The following is a 14,049-nucleotide window of genomic DNA, read 5'->3' as shown; positions in this document are numbered from 1 at the left end:
TGAGGTTTCACCCATACAAATACGCGCAGGTTTGTTCAGCGTGAAAAAGCAGCCATTGTAGTTGTGTATAAACCGCATGACCGGCGTGGTGCCGTGCGATGTTGCCGGTTGGTGTGCCGTAGTCACACAACAGCGAGACCCCTTGTTCGGGAACACGCATTCCCAGCTTGAGACGCTCGTGAAGATCGCGCAGCCGCAGGTTGTGCTGCAACAATTGGTTGAGCCTGCGGTCGGCCAAGAAATTCCGCCACGCAAGGACGCCGGGAGGCACGTTGGTTCCCGCGATGCCTAGTTGCTGAATATAGTCGCCATCCGCTGCATGTATGATGTCGTCGAGCGTGGGTGGAAAAGGGCACAAGTAATCGGGGGATCCCTCGCGCGGTCGATGATTGATGAAATGCAAAAGTCGTGCATTCCCATGGGGATCCCAGGCATAACGAATGGGTGTCCCGAACGTGACAAAATCGCATTGGTCGGCAGACAGCACACGGTGGGGATCGTTGAGCCGCCGCCAGACATCCGGCCACCAGGGGAGATCAATCCGCCGCGTCATTGGATTGCGAAAAAAGACCTGCGCCGTATTGAAAAACAGGTCGATTGTCGCATTGTCAGCCGCGAGCAGCTGTGACAACAGCGCGAAGACGTTGCCGGCGTGGCTGTGACCCCAAAGCAAAATCCGTCCTTGGTCCTTTCGATTGTCCAATTCATCGAACAACCGGACGGCAGCGTCGGCACGGCCGATGTGGTGGTTTTCGCTCGACCAATGGAAGACGCGGACTGAAATCTGTCGTTCGCTGCCATCGTTGAGTGACTCTTCGAGCTTCTGCGCAAACTGAGCGGTAAAGTTGCCATGTTCGCCGACGGTGGCGTCCACCCATTGTTTGTTCAACTGTCGCAGCACATCGCCGTAAGCGGGCAGCAGTCGCGACAATTCCAACCACAATCCGGCAGCGTCTCCGCCCACAAACGTTCCATGCACCAGATAGAGGGACGAAACACCGGCGGCCCGCAATCTCTCGCCGACGGCCCGCATGCGCACGCGAAACTCTTCGCTGTCCAATTCTGGACCGGGATCCGCGCGGAGGAGGTGATATCTCGTCGCCGGCGGAGCGTTTGTGTATTGCTGATGTCGAAATCGGTTGTCACTCAAAATCTTGCACATTCTCCAGAGATGCGTGGCCGTAGACTGTGCAACGCTTTTGCGATGCGCCGGCTGAACGGCGCTGACCAGTTTACTCATTCGTCTCCCGATCAGACAAATGAATTTGTGACCTGGTGGCTATTTGTTTTAGCCGGAACAGGACAATTGGTACCTCACCCGCCGTTTAGAATTTGCAAACGGTTCGGTAAAGCGGATCGTTGATTGACTTGGCCTAGGGAACCGTGAGGAGAACGGGGCAAAGCGCCACGTTGGGGAAGCCTGCCCCGCTGGGAGCACGCCGGAAGCGGATGAGTGATTCACGCGAATTAGAAATTTAAAAAACGCATATTCTCCTAGCGGGCTAGGTGGAAATGCATGCTTGCCATCTCCAGCGGAACGGGACTGAGATGTTTGGCACGTCGATTGCATTTGTGTTTTAAAACCGCACGGGGGCACAACAACAAAACAAGTTGGTCCGGTGCAAAACCATTTATGCTTTCCCTTCTAAACACGAACCAGGAGACGTTGAGATGAGTTTCAGTTTTTCAAAAATGAAGTACCCCATTGCCATGGGCGCCTTGCTGGGTGTGGGGGCTGTTGCTGCAAGTACAGGACTAATGCAGGGGAGCTTGCAAACGGCGCGAGCGGATACGGCCGCCACATCGGCGAAAGCGTCCTCTGGCGAATCCAAAGCGGGTGAGGCAACAAACGCCTCCGAGGCGGGAGTCGATTTGAAGGCTCTCAGTTACATCATCGGTACGAATGTGGCACAGGGTATGCAGGAACAGAAGCTCCCGTTGCAGGCGGACGAATTCATTGAAGGATTTCGCAATGCAATGGCCGGCAAGGCTTCGAAATATTCCGATGAGGAAATGACGGCTGTTTTAACGGCCTTTCAAAAACAGCAAATGGAAGCCTTGATGGCCGAACATGCCAAGATGAGTGAAGCAGCGAAGAAGAAAGGCGAGGACTTTCTCGCGAAAAACAAAATGAAAGAGGGCGTCTCCGAGACCGCCAGCGGACTGCAATATCGTGTCATTAAAGCGGGTGACGGCAAAAAGCCCTCCGAATCGGATCGCGTCAAAGTGCACTATCGCGGCACATTGATGGACGGCAAAGAATTTGACAGCTCCTACAAGCGTGGCGAGCCGGTCGAGTTCAACGTCGGCGGCGTCATTCCTGGTTGGACGGAAGCTTTGCAGTTGATGTCCCCGGGAGCGAAATGGGAATTGTATATTCCTGCGGAGTTGGCATACGGTCCCCGCGGAGCAGGTGGGGCAATTGGACCCAACGAAGTGTTGGTGTTTGAAGTGGAATTGTTGGACGTGATGGAACAAGAACCGTCCAAACCGCTTTCGGTGAATCTGTCCGAAGCCAAAACAGCGACGGAGTGATTTGCTGAGCAAATGATGAGACAGGAGCGTGGTGAACTCCTGGCAGTTACCCGCGTCCGGCAAGTCAATCTGCCGGGCGCGGGTTTTTTTTGCGCGGTCGTCGAGGTCGCGTGAGTTCATGCGGCAAACAACAGGACGTTGGAACTGATCGTCGGGGGCAGAAGGCGTCGCTTGGGGAATTATGCCCCAGCGCAATGGCTCGATGGATTGCAAAAACATGTAAAAACGCGGGTGTTTTGCCTGTTTCTTAACGTTGGCTCGGTTAGGCACGCCGCTTGCTGTATACAACCACAGACCGCAATTTCGCGGTTGGCACAAGGAGAAAAACATGTTGAATCAAGGCATACAACTTTATCTGGCAGTCGCGGTTTCAGTGGGTGGGTTGGCGTTGTGGTGGTCACTGCAAAGCCCGCAACGGCAGCGACCGCAGTTTACAACGATGGATACCATCATTGAACGAGAGCGAGCCGAAGTCGCTCAACCCGCTGTGACGAATAACCCCACGCGGGAAGTCGAACGACAGTTACGTCGCGATGCCATCTCGCACGCTCGTGCTCCACAAGCTCGGGTCCCGCACACAGCAGTGCCCCAAGCCGCGGCCGGGCAGCCGGTGGATGTCACCGATGCGACGTTCTCGTCGGTGGTGCTCGACAACGACTTGCCGGTGTTGGTCGATTTTGGAGCGGACTGGTGCGGCGCGTGTCGGATGATCGAACCGGTGATCCATGAACTGGCGGGTGAACTGGGCGGTCAAGCGGTGGTGGCACAGGTGGATGTGGATGACAATCCGCAAATCGCGGCCCGCTACGGCATCAAAGCCCTGCCGACGTTGATGGTCTTCAAGGACGGACAGCCGGTCGAAAAGGTTGTCGGAGCGGCCCGTAAAGCGGAGTTACGAGCGAGAATCGATTCTCACTCCGCACCGAGCAAGACGTTGCTGTAATACGGCAACAAACAAATCAAGGAATCATTGTTGCAAGCACCTTTTGATGTGCAACGACTTTTGAACCCGGTTCCACGTGAGCCGGGTTCAAGAGTCCCTGATACAGCCAATCCGGCCGACCAGCCGGTTACTTAAAATAAACCCCTCAGCGAGTCGAAGAGGAGCAGTCATGCGAGTCACAAGTTTCGCCAAGCGTGCCATCGTCGCGATCGCAATCGTACCGATGGCACTCTGGGTACCCGCCGCTATTGCCGGTGGAGAGAGCGCTGCGAAAGCCGCGGATACAGCCGGCAAACCGTCGTACGAAAAAATCCTCAAAGGGGCAACGGCCATTGAAGGGGTCGTGCCGCTGTACCGCAAAGGGAGCAAACTCTATGCGGAAATGGGGCCTCAACAACTCGGTAGCGAATACTTAGTGCTCACCTCAATCGCTCGAGGTATCGGCAAAACCCCACTCTTGGGAGGCATGACTTGGGGATTTGATGACGACTGGGTGTGGCGATTTAAGAAGGTCGACGACCGCATTCAAATCGTCCGCCGTAATATTCGTTTTCGGGCAAATCACGGTAGCCCAGAATCGACAGCCGTCACCAATGCGTTTACCGATAGCGTGCTATTCAGCCTGCCGGTGATTACCAAAGGCCCGCACGGCGGCGATTTGGTTGATATCACTAAGGTGTTCATGTCCGATCTGCCCCAGATTTCGCACGTACTGCCGGGATTCTCATTCGCGGCGGATCGTTCGAATTGGGCCGGGGTTAAGGGTTTCAAGAACAATGTCGAGCTGGAAGTGGCGGCAACGTACGCCTCGAGCGGCCATGTAAAGATCGACACGGTGGCCGATACGCGCGGTGTGACGATTCACGTGCACTATTCGATCAGCCGGTTGACCCCGTCGGATTACCGTCCGCGGTTGGCCGATGATCGTGTGGGGTACTTTGTGACAGCAGTAAAAGACTATTCGGACAACGATGGCGACGATCAATTCGTGCGGCTGATCAATCGTTGGAATGTGCAGAAGGCCGATCCGTCGGCCAAATTGTCGCCGGCGAAAAAGCCCATCGTCTTCTGGATCGAGAACACCGTTCCGTACAAATACCGTCAGCCGATCCGCGAAGGAATAGCGGAGTGGAATAAGGCATTCGAAGCAGCTGGAATTCTCAACGCGATCGAAGTGCGTCAGCAGCCCGACGATGCCACTTGGGATCCGGAGGACATCAATTACAACACCTTCCGCTGGATGACGGCCAATGCTGGTTTCGCGATGGGACCATCACGGATCAATCCGTACACCGGCGAGATTTTGGATGCCGATATTATTCTCGACGCCGACTTTGTCAAATCGTGGAGCAAGCAGATTGAAACGCTCACGCAAGAGGATGTGGCGGGAATGACTGGCGGAGCGCTGGATATCGAAACCTATCGGCAGCAGCAAGCAGAGAAATCCGCCGCCGAACACGCGCACCACTGCAGCAACTGTCAGGGAATGTCCCACCAGTTAGCATTGGTGCATAGTGTACTGCCGTTGCATGCCGAGGGAGAGCGATTGGAAGAACTGAAGGAGACGGCCGTCATGCAGGGACTGAAGGAGGTCGTGATGCATGAAGTCGGCCATACGTTGGGATTACGTCACAATTTCAAAGCAAGCACGTTTCGCAGCTTGGAGGAACTGCAGAATCGTGAACTCACGAGCCAAACCGGTTTGGCTGCGTCGGTGATGGACTATCTGCCGACCAACATCGTGCCGGATAAAGACAAGCAAGGCGACTATTTCTCGACGACGATTGGTCCTTATGACATCTGGGCCATTCAATACGGTTACGCGCCGCTACCGGGCGGTCCGCGCGGAGAAGTTCCGCTATTACAGGCCATCGCCGCACGGAGCGGGGAGCCGGGCCTGATCTTCGCGACAGACGAAGATACGCGGGGCATCGATCCCGATCCGGATGCGAATCGTTTCGATTTGGGAAATGACCTGATCGGTTATGCCCGCCAGCGGAGTGAGTTGGTGCGTCAACTGTTGCCAAAAGTTGTGGAGCGTGCGACGTCGGACGGAAAGGGTTATCAACGCGTGCGTCCGTCGCTGAATAATTTGTTATCGATTCAAGGACAAGCCATGCATTTCGCAGCGCGTTATGTGGGGGGCGTTCGCATGAATCGCAGCCACCAGGGAGATGCCGGAGCAAAGAATCCGGCGGAAATTGTGTCGCCCGCCCAACAGCGAGAGGCGCTGCAACTGTTGGAGGACTCGGTCTTCAGCGACGCGGCTTATGAGATTCCGCCGGAACTGTTCAATCACATGAGCCCGGCGCGGTGGTCGCACTGGGGAAGTGATGTCGCGGATCGTTCCGATTTTCCGGTGCACGAAACGATTGCCTTGTGGCAAAATCGAATCCTGGACCAGTTACTCTCTCCGTTAACCTTGGATCGCGTGGCGGACAACGAGCTGAAAACGCCGGCCGATCAGGATGCGTTGACGGTTGCGGAATTGATTTCCCGGTTGACCCAATCGGTCTTCAGTGAAGTCGATGCGATCCAACCTGGAGAATATACGGCTCGGAAACCTGCCATCAGCAGTCTTCGCCGCAACTTGCAGCGGAGTTATTTGGAAAGGGTGTCGCATTTGGTCTTGAAACAACCAGGCGATGCGGCGGTTGTGGCCGCAGCAAAAATCGGCGAACTGCAGCATACGATCGACAACCTGTTGGCCGGCAAGATCGAATTGGATATTTATACCCGTTCTCATCTGCAGGACATTTCCCTTCGTATCGGAAAAATCCTGGATGCGGGGATTTCTAAGACGGCTTAGCTATTGATTTTTTCGACGTTCACTTGTGCGTCCTTGTAGCCCGACGGACCGGTCGGCGATCCAATGGGGATCGTACGACCGGCCGTTCGCGCTGCCAGCGGCGATTTAATAGGTAGTGTTGGTAAGTCGTTGTAGGGCAGGCTCCCGCCTGCCGCCATGAGAGCAAGAAGCCGCAGCTTCTCCGTGCTTTTTCTAAAGGCAAAAGAAACACATCATCTTGGCGGCACCATGGGTCTCGGTTGGCTCCTTCCCAAATTGGAGCGGGTCACGTAGCATTGGCACAAGTGAGGGCTATGAAGATTGGGATGTGGAACCGCGGAAAAGTGTCATGAAACTTGCTTCGAAAATCATGCTGATGTTCTTATTGGCCGTGGTGGCCATCACGGGGCTGTTCAGCTATCTCACGATTCAGCAGGACACGACGGATTTTACCGAGGATCATGCACAGCACGCCGCGGATCTTGTCGAATCGATAAAGCCTCACCTTCTGCTCGACGCCTGGAACGAGGGGGGCCATAGCGAGGTCGAACATGTCGTGCGGATTTCGACCAAACGAGAAACAACGATCCGGTACTTGCGTAGGGACGACAATGCACCAGGAGAAACACCGGCAGCGCTGGCATTTGTGCGGCTTGATCAGACCGTGACTGAGACGGTGACCGACAGCAACGGCAACAGGCGTGTCCATACAATATTTCCATTTGAAATCGATGGAAAAACCCGTGGGGAAATCGACGTTTCGGAACCAACCGATCCGGTCGAAGAACGGATGCGGGAGACGATCACCAATTCGGTGCTTTCGGTGTTGGCGGTCGCGGCAATCTGTGGCGCGATACTGATCGTCGGTGGCCTTCGTATGATCGGACGGCCACTAACTCAATTGGTGGAAAAGACCAAACGCGTCGGCCAAGGCGATTTTTCTGAACCGCTGCACCTGAATCGCAAAGACGAATTGGGCCAATTGGCGATGGCCCTCAACGAGATGTGCGATCAATTGGCCGAGCAGCGCGACACCATCCAAGCTGAGACGGCCTCCCGCATCGAAACCGAGCACCAATTACGGCATGCGGATCGTCTGAAGACCGTCGGCCGTTTGGCGGCGGGGATTGCGCATGAAATGGGAACTCCGCTCAACGTCGTCTCCGGCCGCGCCGGCTTAATTGCCAGCGGAAAACTGAACGACGAGGAAATTCAAAAAAGTGCCGTCGTGATCAAGACCGAAGCGGATCGCATTGCTAAGATAATCCGCGAATTGCTGGATTTCGCGCGGCGGTCGACGCCACAGCGCGAAGCGGCCGATTTGCGGCAAGTGCTCGATCACGCGGTGGATCTGCTGCGGCCCTATGCCGACAAAGCCCACGTGACGCTTAAAGTGGAAGCGGATGGCGATGCCTTTCCCGCCCATGTCGACGCGGGGCAAATCCAGCAGGTGATTACGAATCTGGTGATGAATGCGGTCCAGTCGATGGAGGATGCCGGTCGAGTCGACGTGCGATTAGCAGACACGAATGTGCAACCGCCGGAAGATGTGAATTTGGCGGCGGGCGAGTATTATCAGATCGATGTGACGGACAATGGTTCTGGAATCCCGGAAGAACGTTTGCATGACATCTTCGAACCGTTTTTTACCACCAAGGATGTCGGAGCGGGGACGGGGTTGGGACTGTCGATTTCCTACGGCATTGTGCAGGAGCATGGCGGGTGGATTTCGGTGACAAGTGAAGTCGGACAGGGCAGCTGTTTCTCCGTGTATCTCCCGAAATCGGCGCCGGCAGAATCCTAAGTTTTCTAAAACCAGTTGGAAGTGGTCAGTCAGGTTATGGGAACCGACATGAACGGCAAAGTTCTAGTTGTTGATGACGAACAGAGCATGTGCGAATTGATCGACACCGATCTGCGCTTGCGGGGCATGGAATCCTCGTGGTGCACCAGCGCGAATGATGCGCTGCGTACCGTACAGGAGCAGGAGTTCGACGTCGTGCTCACCGACGTACGGATGCCCGGCACCGACGGTTTGCAACTTTGCCGACAAATCACCGATAACCGCCCCGACATCCCGGTCGTCGTGATGACCGCTTTCGGCAGCCTGGAAACAGCGGTCGCTGCGATTCGCGCCGGAGCGTATGACTTTGTCACCAAGCCGATCGAAATGGACCTGTTGGCCCTGACGATCGAGCGGGCCTGCAAACACAGTCGGTTACAACAGCAGGTGCAGGTCCTCAGCGAGGCCGTGCAGCGAACCGGGCGGTTCGGCGAAATGCTGGGCGATAGCCAGGTGATGCACGGTTTGTATGATCAACTGGCGCGGATTGCTGATTCGGAGGCTTCGGTGCTGATCACCGGCGAAAGCGGGACCGGTAAGGAGTTGGTGGCACGCTCGATTCATCAAAAAAGTCGCCGCGTTGAGAAGCCATTCGTTGCGGTGAACTGTGCGGCATTGTCGGAAACCTTGCTGGAAAGTGAGTTGTTCGGACACTCCAAAGGCGCGTTCACCGATGCACGGACCGAGCGCAAAGGACTGTTTCTGGAAGCAGAAGGGGGCACGTTGCTGCTAGACGAAATGGGCGAAATGCCGATGGCTATGCAAGTGAAGTTGCTGCGGGCCCTGGAGGAAAACCGCGTACGTCCCGTCGGCAGTGACAAGGAAATTCCGTTTGATGTCCGCATTCTCACTGCTACGAATCGAGATCTGGAATCGGCTGTCGAGGAAAATCGGTTTCGCGAGGATCTGTACTACCGCATCAATGTGATCCAAGTCGAACTACCGCCGCTGCGGTCGCGGGGCATGGATGTATTGTTGTTATCGCAACACTACGTCGAGCAATTTGCCGAACGTGCGAAAAAGGAAATCGTGGGGATTTCGGAACAGGCTGCCGAAAAACTGCTGAGCTATTCCTGGCCGGGCAATATTCGCGAACTGCGAAACATCATGGAACGAGCGGTCGCCTTAACGCGGTTCGACAAAATTGCCGTGGAGGACTTGCCGGAGAAAATCCGCAACTACCAGTCCTCGCAAGTCTTCATCGGCGGCGCCGATCCGATGGAGTTGGTCTCGATGGAGGAAGTCGAGCGCCGCTATATCTTGCATGTGCTGGATACCGTCGACCAGAACAAAACGCTCGCTGCTCGCGTGCTGGGATTGGATCGCAAGACGCTGTATCGCAAGCTGAAACAATACGGCGTCGACAACGACTGAGGCGCTTCAAGAATTGCCTCGCCAGTTAGGGTGCCACTGCCGGCTTGTCCGGCAGTGTCGTGAGACCAAGCGCGCTCCCCAAAGTTATCCGCCCTGCGAGCAAACGCACTACCCGTCAAGCATGCTGAGGCACCCGCTCCCATTTGCTTCCCGCCATCCCCCGATCGATCATCGATGCGCTTGGGGCGAACTTCCCCCGTGGGGCATTCTGCCCCATGCGAAAACATGTGTTTTTAGCAGTTTTTCAGGGGATTTGCGTTCGTTTTCGCATTGGCACGCACTTTGCTTTTGTCATCACCGGAGCACGAAACCTAATCCTTTCCCATCGGCACCGCCTCGCTCCAAGGCGGTGCCTGATACTCCGCGAGGAATGATGACATGGCGACTGTGACCGATTCAAAAACTCATGCTCAAATCAACGAATTGACCGAAGAGGCCAAAATTCGTAGCGAACCGTTTCAGCGTCTGTTGGACGAAGTCGGCCGCGTGATTGTCGGGCAAAAACAATTAATGCACCGCATGTTGATCGGCTTGCTTGGCAACGGCCACTTGTTGATCGAAGGCGTACCCGGATTGGCAAAGACCACAGCTGTGGCGACGTTGGCCAAAGGAATCTCCACCGGCTTTCAGCGTTTGCAGTTTACTCCGGACCTGTTGCCGGCCGACTTGTTGGGAACGTTGATTTATCAACCCCAAGATCAAAAGTTCGTCATTCAAAAAGGGCCGATCTTCTCGAACCTGATTTTGGCTGACGAAATCAACCGTGCTCCCGCCAAGGTGCAAAGTGCCTTGTTGGAAGCGATGCAAGAACGGCAAGTCACGATCGGATCCGAAACGTTTCTGTTGGATGAGCCGTTTCTTGTCATGGCGACGCAAAACCCCGTTGAGCAAGAAGGGACCTACCCGCTTCCCGAAGCACAGATGGATCGTTTCATGCTCAAAGTCGTGGTCGATTACCCCAGCCGCAGCGAGGAACTGGAAATCCTCTCGCGGATGTCCAAGACCAAGAGTTCGATGGAGATTTGTGCGGTGACCTCACCGGCAGAAATCGCCCAGGCGCGTGAGTTGGTCGACGAGATCTATGTCGATGGCAAAGTCCAAGAGTACGTTGTCGATTTGGTGATGGCGACCCGGAACCCCAGTGAATACGGATTGCCGATCAACGAGTTGATCCAGTACGGCGGTTCGCCGCGGGCAACGATCAATTTGACGTTGGCCGGCAAAGCGAATGCGTTCCTACATGGTCGCGGATATGTGACACCGCAGGACATTAAGGACATTGCCTTGGATGTACTTCGGCACCGCGTGGTGATCTCTTACGAGGCCGAAGCGGAAGACAAGACGTCGGATGATATCGTCCGGGCGATTATCGAACACATCCCTGTTCCTTAATCCAAGGTGCAGAGAGTCCGCATGGCGGGCCCTGCGGGTTGTGTTCTAGTTTTATCGTGGCCAACGAAAGTGAGGTCTAAATTCGATGATTCCCCTGGAATTATTAAACAAACTGCGCCGCATCAAGATTCGCACGTCGCACTTGGCGGACGACATGTTGAGCGGCCAATATCATACGGCCTTCAAAGGCCGCGGCGTTGAGTTTGAGGAGGTGCGTCCCTACCACGTTGGTGACGATGTACGGAGCATCGACTGGAACGTGACGGCCCGCTACGGCGAGCCATACGTCAAATTGTTCCGCGAGGAACGCGAGTTGACGGTCATGTTGCTGGTCGACCTCAGTGCCTCACAAGGCCTGGGGACGCACTATCAGACAAAACGGGAATTGGTGACGGAGTTGGGAGCAACGCTCGCATTCTCCGCCATCAAGAACAATGACAAGGTCGGCTTGAATCTATTCACCGACGGCATCGAAAAAGTGGTGCCGCCGGGGAAAGGTTCGCGTCACGTGATGCGGCTGATTCTGGAATTGATGTACTGCAACCCGATGGGGAGCGGCACGGATATTAAGGCTGCATTGGAACACCTCAATCGCACGGTCAAACGCCGTTCGATCGTGTTTCTGGTGAGCGACTTCCAAGATGACAATTACGAAAAAACTTTGCGGATCGCAACGCGAAAACACGACGTGATTCCGGTCGTTGTGGGTGACCAACGCGAGTTGGAAATCCCCAACGTCGGATTAGTCGAACTTCGCGATGCGGAAAGCGGCCAGATTGTCACCTTGGATACGAGCAGCCGCCGGCATCGTGCGTTGTATGCCGAGCATGCCAAACGGGTCGGTGAGAAACGGGACGCACTGTTCACGAAATTGAAAATGGACCCGATTCACATTCAAACTGGCGACGACTTCGTCGATCCACTTCGAAAATTCTTTCACAAACGGGAGGCTCGGCGATGAGCCGTCTGATGAAAATATCACATAACAAAATGAAACGACGCGGAACGTTCACGTGCTCTGCGTTCGCAGCGGCGGCCATCCTGTTGCTGGCAGGCCAACTGCAGGCCCAATCGACGCCTGCGGACGGTGCGGGGAAGGGTGTGGCATTCACCACACACAGCGGTCCCGCGGAAATGACAACCACGGTCGATCGCTCTGCGGCGCAAATTGCGGAGCGGATTCGACTGACATTATCGGTGGTCGTTCCCGAATCGGTGACTGTCTCGTTCCCTGAGCAGCCCACTTCGCTGGGGCAACTGGATGTCGTCGACGTAACCGACAAGCTGGATATTCCGTTGGGAGACCAGCGGAGTTGGACGCGGGTCTACGAGTTGGAATCACTGCTTTCCGGGGATCAACAAATTCCCGAGATCGCGGTGGCATTCACCGACAAACGGGGGGAGACCCCGCAACATGGCGTGATTACCTCGCAGTCGATTCCGATTTCGATCACCAGCGTTCTGGAAGGCCAGGCGGATCCGACGCAGTTTCGTGACCTGAAAGGGGTCGTCGATCTGCCGATCACCGCTCCGCCGACTTATACGGCTTGGTGGATCGCCGGGGGAACCGGATTGGCAATTGCGACTTTGTTACTGGTTGTCGCACTGCGGAATCGCCGACAGTTGACCGCCGAACAATGGGCCTTGGCCGAGATGGACCGGTTGGTTGACGAACAGCATGTTGAGCAAGGACAGGTGCAACTGTTTTATTCGCGCCTGACCGACATCGTACGCATCTATATCGAGCGTCGTTTTGAAATCGCCGCTCCTCGACTGACAACGGACGAGTTTTTGGCACACATTCGCGACGGGGAAACACTCAGCCGCGAACATTGTGAATTACTAAAGGACTTTTTGACGCAAGCAGACATCGTCAAATTCGCGAGTTACTGCCCGGCGACGTCGGACGGCAATGAGGCGATGGAAACGGCGCGTCGCTTTGTGGCGGAGACCGCTCCGACGCGTAAACAATCCGACCCTAACCCCGTCGCTCAGGAGGCATAAATCATGTTCACCACCGCATCTAGCTGGTTTCTCATACTACTGGCAGCCGTGCCGTTTGTGGCCTGGTATGTCCTGCGAAAACGCAAAACGACCTCGGTCGCGTTCAGCGATACGAGCGGATTACAAAATCTTCCCAAGACGTGGAAACAACGCCTCGCTTGGGTCCCGCCCGCATTGCGGATTGCCGCTGTGGTGCTGTTGATCGTCGCTTTAGCACGGCCGCAAGAAGGCCGTAAACAGACGGTCAGCGAATCTGAAGGGATTGCCATCGAAATGGTGGTCGACCGGAGCGGCAGTATGCAGGCCATGGATTTTGAAGTCGAAGGACAACCGGTTGACCGTTTGACAGCGGTCAAAGACGTCGCCGGCAAATTCATTACCGGCGGCGAGGCTTTGGAAGGACGGTTCAGCGATTTGATCGGTTTGGTGACATTCGCACGGCATGCCGATGGCATCAGCCCGCCGACACTGGACCACCCGTTTCTCGTCGCACAGTTGAATCAATCTGAAATCGTCGACGACCGCAATGAAGACGGCACCGCCATCGGTGATGCCATGGGATTGGCGGTCGAAAAACTGACTGCCTTGGATAACGACCGGGACGACAAAGTCAAAAGCAAGGTCATGATCCTGCTGACGGACGGTGAGAATAATGCCGGGGATGTGAATCCAATCCAAGCGGCGGAACTGGCAGCGACCTTGGGCGTAAAGATTTACACGATCGGCGTCGGCACCCAAGGACAAGCTCCGGTGCCGGTGGTCGACCCGTTCACTGGGCGTAAGGAGTACCGGATGATGGAGGTCAATATCGATGAAGAGACGTTGACCAAAGTCGCGGAGCTGACCGGCGGCAACTACTTCCGAGCCACCGACACAGCCTCGTTGGCAGCCATCTACGAAAAGATTGATGAACTCGAAAAGAGCCGCGTGGAAGAGAAGCAATATGTGGACTATCGCGAATGGGCGATCGAACCGGTGCAAGTCGCCGGCATGAAGATGCCTCCGCTGGTCCTGTTAGCACTTTTCGCACTCGTGGCACAGGTTGTGCTTAGTCATACGATGTTCCGACGGCTTGTTTAGCAACCCGTGGACAAAGGGTGCCACTGCAGCAGACTCCAGCAGTGGCACCCGACCTAATAATTCCCGCATTCCTCATAGACGCTTTACTCA

At 55.4% G+C, this 14,049-nt stretch carries 10 protein-coding genes; 9 read left to right on the top strand and 1 reads right to left on the bottom strand.

Translation table 11 applies throughout. The features are described 5' to 3' along the window. Positions 1–7: 7 nt before the first annotated feature. Positions 8–1,240, bottom strand: coding sequence for a hypothetical protein (locus tag Mal52_RS27615; protein WP_145380075.1), 1,233 nt, complete (start codon positions 1,238–1,240; stop codon positions 8–10). 431 nt (positions 1,241–1,671) lie between these two features. On the opposite strand from Mal52_RS27615, the gene Mal52_RS27610 reads away from it, so the two are divergent. From Mal52_RS27610 to Mal52_RS27570, 9 genes are all read left to right on the top strand, one after another. Continuing rightward, positions 1,672–2,535 carry a BamJ family beta-barrel-assembly machinery protein gene (locus Mal52_RS27610; RefSeq protein WP_145380073.1) on the top strand — a complete coding sequence of 288 codons (864 nt, stop codon included), beginning with the start codon at positions 1,672–1,674 and terminating at the stop codon, positions 2,533–2,535. A gap of 328 nt (positions 2,536–2,863) precedes the next feature. After that, positions 2,864–3,478, top strand: coding sequence for a thioredoxin (gene trxA, locus Mal52_RS27605; RefSeq protein WP_197534508.1), 615 nt, complete (start codon positions 2,864–2,866; stop codon positions 3,476–3,478). A 169-nt stretch (positions 3,479–3,647) separates the two neighbouring features. Beyond that, entirely contained in the window at positions 3,648–6,287 is a 2,640-nt protein-coding gene (locus Mal52_RS27600; RefSeq protein WP_197534507.1) for a zinc-dependent metalloprotease, read from the top strand. 328 nt (positions 6,288–6,615) lie between these two features. Continuing rightward, a complete protein-coding gene (locus Mal52_RS27595; RefSeq protein ID WP_145380071.1) occupies positions 6,616–8,070 on the top strand; it encodes a sensor histidine kinase in 1,455 nt (484 codons plus the stop codon). A 48-nt stretch (positions 8,071–8,118) separates the two neighbouring features. Then, on the top strand, positions 8,119–9,483 hold the full coding sequence (locus tag Mal52_RS27590) for a sigma-54-dependent transcriptional regulator (protein WP_145380069.1): 1,365 nt from the start codon (positions 8,119–8,121) through the stop codon (positions 9,481–9,483). A 378-nt stretch (positions 9,484–9,861) separates the two neighbouring features. Beyond that, positions 9,862–10,875: an AAA family ATPase gene (locus Mal52_RS27585; RefSeq protein ID WP_145380067.1), complete on the top strand. Its 1,014-nt coding sequence runs from the start codon at positions 9,862–9,864 to the stop codon at positions 10,873–10,875. 85 nt (positions 10,876–10,960) lie between these two features. Then, positions 10,961–11,836, top strand: coding sequence for a DUF58 domain-containing protein (locus Mal52_RS27580; protein WP_145380065.1), 876 nt, complete (start codon positions 10,961–10,963; stop codon positions 11,834–11,836). Positions 11,837–11,844: 8 nt separating this feature from the next. After that, positions 11,845–12,879, top strand: coding sequence for a hypothetical protein (locus tag Mal52_RS27575; RefSeq protein WP_145380063.1), 1,035 nt, complete (start codon positions 11,845–11,847; stop codon positions 12,877–12,879). A 3-nt stretch (positions 12,880–12,882) separates the two neighbouring features. Further along, positions 12,883–13,959 (top strand): vWA domain-containing protein, encoded by a 1,077-nt coding sequence (locus Mal52_RS27570; RefSeq protein WP_145380061.1) that lies wholly within the window; start codon positions 12,883–12,885, stop codon positions 13,957–13,959. The last annotated feature ends 90 nt before the right edge of the window (positions 13,960–14,049 follow it).

It is taken from the genome of Symmachiella dynata, from assembly GCF_007747995.1.
GTDB lineage: Bacteria > Planctomycetota > Planctomycetia > Planctomycetales > Planctomycetaceae > Symmachiella > Symmachiella dynata.
The sequence above is the reverse complement of the archived record's forward strand: the minus strand, read 5'-3'. Positions and strand labels throughout refer to the sequence as shown.